We start from the raw sequence: 12410 nt of genomic DNA on the forward strand, positions 1-12410 counted from the left end.
CGGTAGTTCGTGAGGAGACACGAGGGGAGGGAGCGCACACGTGAGCGGATCCGAGGGCCGTACCTGCCCCGAGTGCGGGGCGCCGAGGGGCCCGGACCGCAGCCCGTCCTGCGACTGCACCGAGCGGGCGGCCGAGGCCCTGCGCGAGACGCGTACGGCGGAGGCGGCAGCGGCGGAGGACTTCGATCCGCTGCGGATACGGCCCTATGTGGAGATCGAGGGAGCCGAGGAGACCCGTCCGGTGCCGCCCGTCGAGGCCACCCTGCCGCTGCGCCCGGTCCCGGGGCCGAGCACGGCCGGCCCGCGGATGCCCGAGGGGGCCGGGGCGGCGGAGCCCGTGGGTGGCGACGAGGTGCCGCGACGACGGCGACGACGTTCCGGGCGTGCCGTCCTGCTGTCCGTCGCGGGCGTGGGAGCGGCGGTCGTGGCGGCGGCCGGGTTCGCCGGCGGGCTGTTCTCCTACGACGCCCCGTCCTCCCGGGACCGGTCCGCCCAGGAGGTCAGGGCGAGCGTCCCGGACGTGAGCACACCGGAATCGGCGCCCCCGACGACAGCGGGCTCTGCCCCCGTGTCCCGGTCGCTGACGCGCTCCCCCTCGACCCCGCCGAGCCCGACCGCATCGACCGCACCCTCCCCGTCCCTTGCGACACCGTCCCCCCGCCCGTCCCGCCCGGCCACCGCCTCCCCCTCCTCGACCGTCTCGGCCGGCCCACGCACCACACCCGCAGCGGTGCCGGTGCTGCGCCGCGGCGACAAGGGCCCGGAGGTCACCGAACTCCAGGAGCGGCTAAGGCAGTTGAACCTCTACAGCGACGAGATCAACGGCGTCTTCACCCGCTCCGTGGAGGACGCGGTACGCACGTACCAACTGGCCCGGGGCCTCATCGGCGACCCGTACGGGGAGTACGGCCCGACGACCCGGAAGAGCCTGGAGACGGAAACGACAGCACCGTGAGCCGGCCCCGCTTCTCGCCGGCCCCGGTCGTGTGACACATGGGCGCTCGACCGACCGGGTGTGGCAGGCGGCGGCGAGGCCCTGCGGGCCGGGAGGCGCAGCCACCCGGACCTGCTTCCGACCGGCCCGCCCCCGGCTGGCGTGGAACCCGACCCGCCCGCGCGGCCGACCCGCAGTCTCTCGACCGGCCGAGCCAGGCGGCGGCCGGCACGTGGGCAAGGCCCCGGGGACCAGGGGGCGCAGACGTCGAAGCCATGCCCCGCACCCCCTGGCGACCGACCCGCCCGGCTGGCACGTGGGCTCCCGAGGGCCGAGCCAGGCGGCGGCCGGCGCGTGGGCAAGGCCCCCGGGCCTGGGAGGCGCAGCCACCGGAGCCGACACCCGGACCTGCTTCCGACCGACCCGCCCGGGTGACACGTAGCCCCTCGACCGACCGCGCCGCGCGGCGCGCGTCGCGCGGGCCGAAGCCCCGGGGACCGGGAGGCGGAGCCCCCGCGTCAGCCGATGTGCAGCCGGTCCGCCCCCGTCGGCCGATGTGGAGCCGGTCCGCCCCCGTCGGCCGATGTGCGGCCGGGCCGCCCCGTCAGCCGACGTACAACCGAACCGTCCCGTCCGCCGTCGCCTCGACCCGTACGTGCGTGAGGTCCGGCACGACCACGTCAGGTTCGTGCCGGCCGGCGCGCGGGCCCACTCCCACCACGGTCATCCCCGCGGAGCGCCCCGCCGCGATGCCGGCCCCGGAGTCCTCGAAGACCACGCAGTCGGCCGGGTCCACACCCAGCTCGGCGGCGCCCTTCAGGAAGCCCTCGGGGTCGGGCTTGCTCGCGCCCACCGACTCGGCGGTGACGCGGACCTCCGGCAGCGGCAGCCCGGCGGCGTTCATGCGGGCGGTGGACAGCGCGACGTCGGCGGAGGTCACCAGGGCGTGCGGGAGGTCGCGGAGGGAGGCGAGGAAGGCGGCCGCGCCGGGGATCTCCACCACTCCGTCGGTGTCGGCGGTCTCCTCGGCGAGCATGCGGGCGTTGTCGGCGAGGTTCTGCTCGACGGGCCGGGCGGGCAGCAGGACGGCCATGGAGGCGTGCCCCTGGCGGCCGTGGACGACCTTCATCACCTCGTCGCCCACCAGCCCGTGCCGCTCGGCCCAGCGCCGCCAGATGCGCTCGACCACGGCGTCCGAGTTGACGAGGGTGCCGTCCATGTCGAGCAGGAGGGCACGGGCGGTGAGGACGGTGGGCGCGGCGGTGGCCGTCATCGGCAGCTCCAAAGGCGAAAGACCCCGAGGTCGGAAGGGACAAGGTGGCCCCGCCCGCCGGTCAGGGTGAACGGACGGGAGCCACTTTGTTCCTCCACGGTACAAAACCGGTCGCCATCCCGCCAGCGCCACCGCCGAGGCTTCACCCGCCGTTCAGCTCAGCCCGCCACCGCCTCGTACAGGCTCCATACGCCGAGCCCCAGCATCAGCAGCGCCGCGATCTGCGTGATCAGCCGCAGCGGCACCCGCTTCATCAGGGCCTTTCCGCCGACGATGCCGAGCCCGGCGACGGCCCACAGACCGAGGGTCGCGCCGAGGCCGACGGAGATCGGGTCGTCGTAGCGGGCGGCGAGGTTGGCGGTCATGATCTGGGTCAGGTCGCCGAACTCGGCGACGAGGATGAGCATGAAGCCCGTACCCGCGACCTTCCAGAAGGACTGGTCGGCGGGCTTCTTGATCTCCTCCTCGTCCTCGCCCTTCTGCAGCAGCAGCATGGCCGCGCCGCCGAGGAAGAGGACACCGGTGATCGCGTGCACGATCTGCTGGGGCAGCAGGGTCAGCACGCTGCCGGCCGCGACGGCGAGCACGACGTGCAGCAGGAAGGCGGCGGCGACGCCCGCGAAGACGTAGCTCGCCCGGTAGCGGGTGCCGAGGACGAGGCCGGCGAGCGCGGTCTTGTCCGGCAGTTCGGCGAGGAAGATGACGCCGAAGACGAGCGCCGTCACGGTGATGCTGATCAAGGTTCCTCAATCGGTCGGGCCGCCCCGCCGAGAGTGTGTGGTACGTCACGCGCTGACACCTCGGCATGGCAGCACACTGGGCGCCCGCGCCGGTGGGCACGGGCGTGCACTGCTTGCCGAAGGTCTCGCTGGCGGGCCTCGACGAGATGCGTCGGTCCGCCTCCGGGCGCCGGCTCAGGCTCGCTGAGCAGTATGTCGACGGTCCGGCGAAGAGCTACTCCCCTTCTGCGCTCCCCATCGTACGGGATGTGAAAGTTCAGCCGCGAACCTTGTCGTGTCATGAACGCGTCATTAGCTTCTTACCGAGCGCTCACCCTCCGGCAACACGGCACCGCGAGCATTCCCTCGCTCGCGCTCCACCACCCCCACCCCACAAGGGAGTTCGCATGCCGAAGTTCTACGCGCGTCGACGGCTGAGCATACTCGCCGCCCTCACGGGCGTCATGACCTCCGCCGCCCTGTTCAACTCCCCGAGCGCCTCCGCCGCCCTGCCCACCCCGGTCAGCGCCGCCACCGCCCGCGGCTACCTGTCCCAGCTCACCGTCGCCACCGAGGACCGCACCGGCTACAGCCGCGACAAGTTCCCGACCTGGATCACCATCGAAGGGACCTGCAACACCCGCGAGTGGATCCTCAAGCGGGACGGGGAGAACGTCGTCACCAACTCCGCCTGCACCGCGACCAGCGGCAGCTGGTACTCCCCGTACGACGGCGCGACCTGGGCCTCCCCCTCCGACGTCGACATCGACCACCTCGTCCCGCTGGCCGAGGCCTGGGACTCCGGCGCGAGCAAGTGGACCACCGCCCAGCGGCAGGCCTTCGCCAACGACGTCACCCGCCCGCAGCTCCTCGCCGTCACGGACAACGTGAACCAGTCCAAGGGCGACCAGGACCCGGCGACCTGGGTCCCCTCCCGGTCCGCCTACGTGTGCACCTACGTCCGCGCCTGGGTGCAGGTGAAGTACTACTACAACCTCTCGGTCGACTCCGCCGAGAAGACGGCACTGACGAACGACCTGGCGAAGTGCTGACCGGCCGCTCGGGCCGCTGATCCGCTCGGCCGGCCGCTTCCCGGCCGGCCGGGCGACGCCTCAGGAAGCGGGCCTGCGCCGCATCAGATACCCCGCCGCCGCGCCCGCGCCGAAGAGGGCGGCCAGGGAGACGGCCGTGGCGAGCCAGGTCGCGCCGAGCCACTGGGCGCCGTAGTAGCCGAGGGCGACGCTGTACGCGGCCCAGGACAGGCCCGCCAGCGCGGACCAGGGAACGAAGTCACGGGCGCGCCGGTGGGCGGTACCGGCGCAGAAGGAGACGACCGAGCGGCCGGCGGGGGCGAAGCGGGCCAGCACGACGAGCGCGCCGCCGCCCCGGGCCAGGGCGTCGCCCAGCCGTTCCTGTGCGCTGGTCAGCCGCCGGGAGCGGGCTATCGCCCGGTCCAGCCGCTCCCCGCCCCGCCAGGCCAGGCGGTAGGCGACCAGATCGCCGAGGACCGAGGCGGCCGCCGCGCAGAGGATCAGGACCAGGAGGTCCGGCACGTCGTGCGGGACCCGGCCGGCCGCCGCGCCCGAGCCCGCCGCCGCGGCCGTACCCGCCGCGATGACGAGCACACCGCTCGGCAGCACCGGGACGAACACGTCGAGCAGCACGGACAGGGCCACCACGGCGTAGATCCACGGCCCGTCGGCCAGTGACCCCACACTCTCGAACACCACGACTCCCGTTGCTCCCCCGTTGACAGCCATACAGCGTACGCCGGGGGTGTGACAGCAGGTTCCAGGGGGGCCGATGGGGCTGTTCGGGCGCTCGTTCACCCGTGCGGCGCGTCCTGTGCGGCGAAGCCGCCCCGGGTGTCGTAGCAACGGAGAGAGGCCTGTCCACGGACATCCGACCCACATTCGAACGAAGCAGCGCATATGCGCGGAAAAAGGTGCACATCATGGTGTCAGCCGTATACGCGGGCGCACTGGCCGCAGCCCTGTTCGCGACCGGATGCGGAAGCACGGACGTCTTCTCGCGGAACACCGACGGCGTGTTCGCGCCGGCCGGTATCGCCGCGTCGCAGGCCGTGACGTACGACCAGAACCTCGTTCCGACGGGCTCCTCCATCCACGTCCGGCAGCGGACCGAGGCGGGTGGCGCCACGACGGTCGAACTGCGGGTCGCGGGCGTCAAGGCCGGTCACGCCTACGGGGTCCACATCCACCAGAAGGCCTGCGGCGCCAACCCCAAGGACGCCGGCATGCACTACCAGAACGAGCCCGGCATGGACGCCGCCCACGTCAACGACAAGAACGAGGTCTGGCTGGACTTCAAGGCCGACGCGGACGGCAACGCCAGCGTGAAGGCACAGCACAGCTGGGCCTTCCGCAAGGGCGAGGCCGGCTCGGTCGTCATCCACAGCGTGCAGGGCACCAAGGGCAGCAGGGCGGCCTGCTTCACCGTGCCGTTCGACAGCGCGTCGTAGGCAGCGGCCGGCCGGACACAGGGCGGCGCCCTTCCCCCTCGTGGCGGGGAAGGGCGCCGCCCTGTGCCGGGCGCGTGCGGATCAGGCCGCTATCGGGGTCTGCTCGGCGACGGGCTCGGCGCCCTCGGCCGTTCCCCGGCCGGCGGCCCGGCCGACCAGCCGGTCGAGGCCGAAGGCGCCGGAGCCGGTGAAGACGAGCAGGAAGAACGCCCAGCAGAACAGGACCGACAGCTCGCCGCCGTTCTGGATGGGCCACAGCGCGGCCTGCTGGTGCACGTCGAAGTAGGCGAACGCCATCGAGCCCGAGGCGATCAGCGCGGCGCCGCGGGTGCCGAGGCCGAGAAGCACCAGAGCGCCGGCGACCAGCTGGATCACGGCCGCGTACCAGCCGGGCCAGGTGCCGGACGGGATCGTGCCGCCGTTGGTGCCCGCGGCGCCGCCGAGTACGCCGAAGAGGGACGCGGCGCCGTGCACGGCGAAGAGCAGGCCTACGACGATCCGGAAGAGCCCGAGGGCGTAGGGCTGGGCGGAGTTGAGGCGAGCGGACATGGGGTTCTCCTCTTCGGTGCCGGCCGGGGACGGGCCGGTCGTGGGGGGGGTGTCATACCGAACGAGGGGTCCAGGTTAGGCGAACCTAATCAATGCTTGCAAGTTCAACATAAGGCCGCTCCTCCGCGTCCGCCGACGGTTCCGCTTCGGCGCCGGCCACCCGCAGAACGGCCCGGGCGACCGCGTCGGCGTCCGACAGCGTCACCGAGTCCACCCCCGGCCGGGCGCCCGCCGCCGTCACCCAGTGCACGCCCTCCGTGGGCACCCCGAACGCGAACCTCCTTGCATGGACGGCTCCTTGACGGTCGATCAGCCGGTAGGGCCGCCGCGTCACGTCCACCCCGCCGGTCTCGTAACCGTCCACCGTGTGCGGCCGGCAGCCGCCCTCCGCGAGGAGCCGCGCGAGCAACTGGTCGGCCGTGCACCGCAGATCGGGTTCCGGAAGCCGCGCCTCTATGAGGGTCGTCACACGCACGTCGGAGCCCGGCACGTCCGGCGAGGACGCCACCCAGGCCGCGGGCCCGTCGCGCACGTCGAGCCGCGGGCCGAGCACCTCCATCACGCCCGCCTCCAGCAGGGCGGTCAGTTCCTCGATACGGCGCCGGGGCGGCCCGATGGACAGGAAGGCGTTGAGCGGGGTGTACCAGCGGTCCAGATGCGCACGCCGGGAGGCACCGCTCAGCCCGCCGTGGTCGACCACCAGCCGTATCTCGTTGCGCAGGTCGCGCAGCACGTCGAGGGCCGCCTTGAGCGGGCCGCGCACATTGCCCAGGGCGGCCTGCTCGGCGTCCTCGTGCAGGTACTCCAGCAGCCACGCCCGCCACTGCCCCGGATCCGCGAACTCCCGCTCCCCGTACGGCCGGGCGATCCGGTCCCAGCACCACCGCTCGCCCGCGCCGACCCCGAACTCGTCGAGCAGCGCCACCTCCCGGGGGTCACCGTGCGGTACGGCCAGAAAGCGCTCGACGAGGTCGGTACGGCCGGTCAGCGCGCCGTAGTACACCGTCTCCACCTCCTTGGCGACCAGCGGCCATATCTCGGCGAGGAAGTCGGGCGCCTCGCCGGAGTCGGCGCGTTCGCGGAAGCCCTCGATCACCTCCGGGGTGAGCAGCAGCGGGGTGTGCCGGCCGTACGGGCCCTTGGCGTTGTCGCCGCGCGCCTGGTACGGCACCCCGCGCCGCGAGCCGGCGTAGAGGCGGGGTTCACGGCCGGAGGGCAGATAGCGCAGCCCGCCGGACGGGCGCCGGACGAAGCGGCCGCCGCGGCCGCTGGTGAACAGGGCCAGGTGGTCGAAGAAATTGAGCCCCAGACCGCGCAGCAGCACGGCCTCGCCCGGCCGGACGGCGTCGAGGTCCACGTCGGCCGGGTTGGCGGGCGGGACATGGGTGAGGCCGTGCCGGGCGGCGTACGCGGCGGTGCGGCGCTCCTCCTCGGTGCCGGCGGCGGGCAGATGCCCCTGCGCCAGCACCACCGCGGCCAGACCGGACAGGACCCGGCCGTCGTCGAGGGTGAGCACCTGGCGGCCGTCCTCGGCGTCGTCCAGGCGAACGGCACGGGCCCGGTGGACGCGGACGTCCACCGGGTCCGGGGCCTCGCGGACGGTCCTGGCGAACACCCACTCCAGATAACGGCCGTAGTGCGCGCGGCTCGGATACGCGTCCGGACCCAACTCGCCGTCCGCCCACTCGTGCAGGCTGGGGCCGGGCCGGACGGGGCCCGCGCAGTCCACGCTGGCATCGGTGAACAGCGTCACCTGGCTCGCCACGGTGTTCATCAGCAGCTCGGCCGGCTGCGCGGTGCGCCAGACCCGGCCGGGTCCGGGCGGTGCCGGGTCGATCACGTGGACCGTCAGCCGGACACCGGGCAGGAGCAGCTCCGGCGCGGAGGCGCAGAGGCGTTCCAGCACGCTGGTTCCGCGCGGACCGGCTCCGACCAGGGCGACGGAGACCGTGGGGGATTCCTGGGTCGGTGCAGACAAGGACTGACTCCCGGGCGGTTGGCGTCCGCCGGTCAAGCGGACGGGGCGCCTCATCATGCCCGGTGTGGTCGAACGGCCCTGGCTGTGGACCGAGTGATGCGGAGTGTGGGAGGTGGTGCGCGGATTTGTCGGGCTGCGGGTGCATTGTGGTCGCTCGCGCCCACGCGGTGGAGCCGCACATCGATCACGCGGCGGAGCCGCATATCGGTACAGCCCCGCGGCCCTTCAAGGCGCTACCTGCCCCGGACCTCCAAGCCCCCGAGCAGCTCCGCCGTCGCCTGCGCCACCGCCGCCACCGCCCTGTCGAAGACCTCGCGGTTGTGGGCGGCGGGGGCCCGGAAGCCCGAGACCTTGCGTACGTACTGCAGCGCGGCGGCGTGGATGTCCTCGTCCGTGGCCTCGCCGGGCAGGACGGGTGGGCGCAGCGTCTTGATACTCCGGCACATGTCCTCAGTCTCCCGCACCCGGCGCACGCCTGCGATGATCACGGTGAAGGCGGCCACCGACTCCCGGGGCCGACCGTCGAAAGGAACAGCCTCATGGCAACCAAGAGCACCGTGGCCATCCTCGGCCCGGGCGGCACGGGGGGTCTCCTCGCCGCCCTTCTCTCCCGCTGCGGCCACCGCGTCGTCTGCCTGGCGCAGGACTCCACGGCCGACACCCTGCGCCGTACCGGAATCACCGTCCGCAGCGCGCAGTTCGGCGAGTTCACCGCGTCCGTCGGGGCGGACACCGAGCTGCGCGAACCGGTGGACGCCTGCGTGATCGCCGTCAAGCACACCGCGCTCGACGCGGCCCTCACGCGGGTGCCGCCGGCCGTGCTCGGCGACGCCCTGGTCGTACCGCTGCTGAACGGCGTCGAACACCCCGCCGCGCTGCGCGAGCGCTACCGCCCCGACCGGGTCGCCCCGGCGGTGATCCGCGTGGAGTCCACCCGGGTCTGCCCCGGTGTGATCGAGCACGGCAGCCCGTTCACGGAGATCGACCTCGCCGGGGACGGCGTACCCCGCGCCCGTCTGGACGCCTTCGCCGCCGACCTGACCGCCGCCGGTACGACCGCCCGCGTGGTCGAGGACGAGACGGCGGCACTGTGGGCCAAGATGGCGTTCCTGGCCCCGTTCGCACTGCTCACCACCCGGTACGGCCTTCCGCTCGGCGAGGTCCGCACCCGGCACCGCGCGGAACTGGAGGCCCTGGTCGCCGAGACCGCCGCGGTCAGCCGCGCCTGCGGTGCCCCCGCCGACCCGGCCCAGGCGCTGGCCCGGTACGACGCCTTCCCGCCCGGCGCCAAGTCGTCCATGCAGCGTGACGCCGAGGCGGGCCGCCCGCTGGAACTCGACGCCATCGGCGGGGCGCTGCTGCGCGCCGCCGGCCGGCACGGGGTCCCGGCACCGGTGGCGGCCCGCCTGATCGACGAGCTGCGGGCGGCCGGCCACCCGTTCGGCTGAACCTCCCCCGGACCCCCCGAAGGAGCTCGCCTCCCAAAATCGAACAGGCGTAGCATTGCCGCGTGGCTACGACCCATGAATTCCCCAGTGACCTCCTCGCCGGGCAGGAGGAGCTGCATCAGGTCAGGGCAGAGCTGTCGGCCCTGCTCAAGCGGCTGCCCTGGTCGGTCGAGCCGATGGACGGGTTCAGCGACGACACCGGCTGGCGCCAGGTGGAGCGGCCCGCGTCCCCGGGCTGGACGGAGGACGAGCAGGCCGAGGTGGAGAAGCTGCGCCGACGCGAGCACGAGCTGGCGGTGTTCGTCAGCACCCACCGCTTCTGGGCCGAGGTCGCGGCGGCGGACCGGGTGGAGACCCGCACCCGGCTGAAGCACGCCCGCGAACGGACGAAGGAGTAGAAAAGGAGAAGCCCCCGGCCGTGCGGCCGGGGGCTTCTCGCCGGTGGGCGCGGACGGTTTCGAACCGCCGACATCCTGCTTGTAAGGCAGGCGCTCTACCCCTGAGCTACGCACCCCGAACACCCGGGCTCACGCCCAGGACGAGTCGACAGCCTACCTTGCCGGGGCCGGTGTATCGCAAACCCGTTCCGGCGGGCCACAGGGGGGCTAACCCCACCCCCGGGCCGGGAGCCTTCCGGATTCCCGGCAGCGCGAAGATCAATTAGCGTCGTCGCCGACCGACACACTCGGGCCGCCGCAGCCGGCGGTCCGGCCCAGGGGGAGAAAGATCGCATGGCCCGTTCCGTTCCTGCCCGCGCCGCCGCCATGACCGTGGTCACCGGGGTACTCGTCGCGGGGGTGAGCGCCTGCGGCGCCTCCGCCGACGACGACAAGCACCCCGACCACCGGTCCTTCGCACTGCACGGCCGCACGCTCACCGTCGACTCCGACGACGCGGCACTGGAGATCGTCGCCGCGCGGGGGAACAAGGCGGGGACGGTCCAGGTCACGCGGTGGTTCAAGGGGAGGGTCGTCGTCGGGGGCAGCCCCGGGGTGAGCTGGTCCTTCCAGGGCGACCGGCTGAAGCTGCGCATGCACTGCAACGGGTTCATCGCCGACTGCGCGGCCAAGTACCGCGTCGAGGTGCCCCAGGGGGTCGCGGTCAACGTCGACGACGGGAACGGGAGCGTGCGGGCGCGCGGGTTCGCCGACGCCCTGGGCATCCACACCAGCAACGGTGCCGTGCACGTCACCGACTCCACCGGTCCGCTGGACCTGCGCTCCGACAACGGCTCGCTCCGCGCGGAGGTCTCCGCGCAGCGGGTGCACGCCGAGGCCGCCAACGGCGCCGTCGGCCTCACCCTCGGCCGCGTACCGGATCAGGTGGACGCCACCAGCTACAACGGCGCGGTGACCATCGCGTTGCCCCGCGCCACGTACCACGTGAAGGCCCACTCGGACAACGGAGCCGTCTCGGTGTCCGTGCCCCGGGACGACAGGAGCCCGCACACCGTGTCGGCCGGGTCCTCGAACGGGAAGGTCACGGTCCGTACGGCGAACTGACCGGCCCGTGTGTTCGTCCTCCACGGGTGGGAGAATGAGACCACCCACGGCGGACCAGTACGGGAGAGGGATGTGACGGCGACACCGGGCACGCCAGCGACGCGGACGTACCCGCCGTCGACCGCAGGGGCCCGGAACGGGTCCGCTGCGCTGCGCGACACCCTTACCCTGCTGACCCTGCCGGTGCTGGCCGCGCTCGCGCTGCCCGCCGCGTTCGCCGGCGGCGGCACCCGGCGCTGGTTCGGCGGCCGGGCGGAGAGCCAGCGGGCCGAGGCGCAGGCCGCGAAGGACGCCGCGGCGGCCGCGTTCTACGAACTGGACAGCGCCCAGCGGGACTTGAGGATCTCCGTCGAGACCATCACGGCCGTGGACGACTCCCCCGCCGCCCGGCGTGCCGCGAGCGACTTCGAGGCGCTGGGCCGGCGGATCGACGAGGTCAGCCAGCGCTACATCCAGGCCGTCGACGCCCACGACCTCGACCGGGACGACCTGGAGGCCTCGGCCGCGTCCCGCGCGCGCTCCGAGCTGACCGCCGCCAAGGACGAGCTGCTGCGCGCCAAGCAGGAGCTGGACCGGTTCGGCAGCTCGCTCGGGCCGCTGCTCGGCACGGCCGAGACCCAGCTGGCCCGGCTGGCACCCGCCGTGGAGCGGGCCCGGCAGGCGCTGCTGGCCGCGAGTAACGGCCTGGACTCCGTACGCGAGCGCGGGCTCAGGGCCGATGACCTGGCCGGCCGGCTCGCCGCGCTGTCCCCGGAGCTGACGCGGCTGAACCAGGGCGCCGGGCAGCACGGGGTCGCGGCGACGTTGGAGCGGGCCGAGCGGGTGCAGCGGGAGGCCGGGGCGATCCGGGCCGAGGCCGAGCGGCTGCCGGAGCTGGCAGCCGAGATCGACCACCGGCTGGTCTCGCTGCGGACCAGGGCGCAGGCGCTGACCACACGGGCCGGACAGGTGGACCCGGTGCTGAGCGAGCTGCGGCGCCGGTTCGCGGCGGCCTGCTGGCAGGACCTCCAGCACGTGCCCGAGCAGGCCGCCAGGAACGTGGAGCAGGCCGAGCTGAAGCTCCGCGAGGCGCAGTCCGCCCGGGAGGCCCAGCGCTGGCCGGACGCCACGTCGCTGCTGTCGACCGTACGGGCGCTGCTGAACACCACCGACGAGGCCGTGTCGGCCGCGGGCGACCGGCTGGCCAGGCTCAACGCCGTACAGAAGGATCCGCAGGCGGAGATCGAGCGGACCCGGTTCGCGATCCGGGACGCCCAGCGGCTGGCCATGACGGGCCGCACGACCCCCGACCCACGGCACGCCCGGCCCCTGGACGACGCGGTGGCCCGGCTGGAACGGGCGATCGGCACGCTTCAGGGGCGCCACCCCGACTACTGGCACTTCCTGACCGAGACGGACGCCGTCCGGCAGGCGGTGGCGCGGGTGGTGACCGGGATCCGGGAGCAGCGGGGCGGGGGGCACTGAGGGGCGCTGCTGTTGCCGGATCCGCTGGGGCGGGCGGATATTGAGGGGAGCGCACGGCCTC

General features: G+C 73.6%; 13 protein-coding genes and 1 tRNA gene. 7 read left to right on the plus strand and 7 right to left on the minus strand.

Features of this window, described 5'->3' with window-relative positions:
• Positions 1–40 precede the first annotated feature (40 nt).
• Positions 41–955 carry a peptidoglycan-binding domain-containing protein gene (locus ADK64_RS01920; RefSeq protein ID WP_053654218.1) on the plus strand — a complete coding sequence of 305 codons (915 nt, stop codon included), beginning with the start codon at positions 41–43 and terminating at the stop codon, positions 953–955.
• A 583-nt stretch (positions 956–1538) separates the two neighbouring features.
• Here ADK64_RS01920 and ADK64_RS01925 read toward each other — a convergent pair.
• Together ADK64_RS01925 and ADK64_RS01930 are read right to left on the minus strand one after the other, a co-directional pair.
• Positions 1539–2207 carry an HAD family hydrolase gene (locus ADK64_RS01925; protein ID WP_053654220.1) on the minus strand — a complete coding sequence of 223 codons (669 nt, stop codon included), beginning with the start codon at positions 2205–2207 and terminating at the stop codon, positions 1539–1541.
• A 158-nt stretch (positions 2208–2365) separates the two neighbouring features.
• Positions 2366–2947 (minus strand): TMEM165/GDT1 family protein, encoded by a 582-nt coding sequence (locus ADK64_RS01930; RefSeq protein ID WP_053654221.1) that lies wholly within the window; start codon positions 2945–2947, stop codon positions 2366–2368.
• A gap of 386 nt (positions 2948–3333) precedes the next feature.
• Between ADK64_RS01930 and ADK64_RS01935 the strand changes: the two genes are divergently transcribed.
• Positions 3334–3978 carry an HNH endonuclease family protein gene (locus ADK64_RS01935; protein WP_053654224.1) on the plus strand — a complete coding sequence of 215 codons (645 nt, stop codon included), beginning with the start codon at positions 3334–3336 and terminating at the stop codon, positions 3976–3978.
• Positions 3979–4038: 60 nt separating this feature from the next.
• On the opposite strand, the gene ADK64_RS01940 is transcribed toward ADK64_RS01935, so the two are convergent.
• Positions 4039–4653 carry a DedA family protein gene (locus tag ADK64_RS01940; protein ID WP_053654422.1) on the minus strand — a complete coding sequence of 205 codons (615 nt, stop codon included), beginning with the start codon at positions 4651–4653 and terminating at the stop codon, positions 4039–4041.
• 227 nt (positions 4654–4880) lie between these two features.
• Here ADK64_RS01940 and ADK64_RS01945 point away from each other — a divergent pair, with 227 nt between their 5' ends.
• Positions 4881–5408 (plus strand): superoxide dismutase family protein, encoded by a 528-nt coding sequence (locus ADK64_RS01945; protein ID WP_053654227.1) that lies wholly within the window; start codon positions 4881–4883, stop codon positions 5406–5408.
• A gap of 81 nt (positions 5409–5489) precedes the next feature.
• Here the strand turns inward: ADK64_RS01945 and ADK64_RS01950 are convergent, their stop codons facing one another.
• The 3 genes from ADK64_RS01950 to ADK64_RS01960 all read right to left on the minus strand — a co-directional run bounded on the left by ADK64_RS01950 (position 5490) and on the right by ADK64_RS01960 (position 8381).
• Positions 5490–5957 carry a DoxX family protein gene (locus ADK64_RS01950; RefSeq protein WP_053654229.1) on the minus strand — a complete coding sequence of 156 codons (468 nt, stop codon included), beginning with the start codon at positions 5955–5957 and terminating at the stop codon, positions 5490–5492.
• Positions 5958–6042: 85 nt separating this feature from the next.
• Entirely contained in the window at positions 6043–7989 is a 1947-nt protein-coding gene (locus tag ADK64_RS01955) for an FAD/NAD(P)-binding protein (RefSeq protein ID WP_078992446.1), read from the minus strand.
• Between the two features lie 179 nt (positions 7990–8168).
• Positions 8169–8381: a DUF2277 domain-containing protein gene (locus ADK64_RS01960; protein ID WP_078992448.1), complete on the minus strand. Its 213-nt coding sequence runs from the start codon at positions 8379–8381 to the stop codon at positions 8169–8171.
• 93 nt (positions 8382–8474) lie between these two features.
• On the opposite strand from ADK64_RS01960, the gene ADK64_RS01965 reads away from it, so the two are divergent.
• Both ADK64_RS01965 and ADK64_RS01970 read left to right on the plus strand, forming a co-directional pair.
• Positions 8475–9383 carry a ketopantoate reductase family protein gene (locus tag ADK64_RS01965; protein ID WP_053654235.1) on the plus strand — a complete coding sequence of 303 codons (909 nt, stop codon included), beginning with the start codon at positions 8475–8477 and terminating at the stop codon, positions 9381–9383.
• A gap of 62 nt (positions 9384–9445) precedes the next feature.
• Complete coding sequence (locus ADK64_RS01970) at positions 9446–9781, plus strand: hypothetical protein (protein ID WP_053654237.1); 336 nt, start codon at positions 9446–9448, stop codon at positions 9779–9781.
• Between the two features lie 44 nt (positions 9782–9825).
• Here the strand turns inward: ADK64_RS01970 and ADK64_RS01975 are convergent.
• A tRNA-Val gene (locus ADK64_RS01975) sits at positions 9826–9897 on the minus strand.
• Between the two features lie 217 nt (positions 9898–10114).
• Here ADK64_RS01975 and ADK64_RS01980 point away from each other — a divergent pair.
• A complete protein-coding gene (locus ADK64_RS01980; RefSeq protein ID WP_053654239.1) occupies positions 10115–10885 on the plus strand; it encodes a DUF4097 family beta strand repeat-containing protein in 771 nt (256 codons plus the stop codon).
• 72 nt (positions 10886–10957) lie between these two features.
• Positions 10958–12349 (plus strand): hypothetical protein, encoded by a 1392-nt coding sequence (locus ADK64_RS01985; RefSeq protein ID WP_053654241.1) that lies wholly within the window; start codon positions 10958–10960, stop codon positions 12347–12349.
• Positions 12350–12410 lie beyond the last annotated feature (61 nt).

This window comes from Streptomyces sp. MMG1121 (assembly GCF_001280015.1).
Lineage (GTDB): Bacteria > Actinomycetota > Actinomycetes > Streptomycetales > Streptomycetaceae > Streptomyces.

Excerpts from the sequence above, each read along its gene's own strand:
- ADK64_RS01925 (WP_053654220.1), bottom strand. The coding sequence starts at position 2,207 with ATGACGGCCACCGCCGCGCCCACCGTCCTCACCGCCCGTGCCCTCCTG.
- ADK64_RS01935 (WP_053654224.1), top strand. The coding sequence starts at position 3,334 with ATGCCGAAGTTCTACGCGCGTCGACGGCTGAGCATACTCGCCGCCCTC.
- ADK64_RS01945 (WP_053654227.1), top strand. The coding sequence starts at position 4,881 with ATGGTGTCAGCCGTATACGCGGGCGCACTGGCCGCAGCCCTGTTCGCG.
- ADK64_RS01950 (WP_053654229.1), bottom strand. The coding sequence starts at position 5,957 with ATGTCCGCTCGCCTCAACTCCGCCCAGCCCTACGCCCTCGGGCTCTTC.
- ADK64_RS01955 (WP_078992446.1), bottom strand. The coding sequence starts at position 7,989 with ATGAGGCGCCCCGTCCGCTTGACCGGCGGACGCCAACCGCCCGGGAGT.
- ADK64_RS01960 (WP_078992448.1), bottom strand. The coding sequence starts at position 8,381 with ATGTGCCGGAGTATCAAGACGCTGCGCCCACCCGTCCTGCCCGGCGAG.
- ADK64_RS01965 (WP_053654235.1), top strand. The coding sequence starts at position 8,475 with ATGGCAACCAAGAGCACCGTGGCCATCCTCGGCCCGGGCGGCACGGGG.
- ADK64_RS01980 (WP_053654239.1), top strand. The coding sequence starts at position 10,115 with ATGGCCCGTTCCGTTCCTGCCCGCGCCGCCGCCATGACCGTGGTCACC.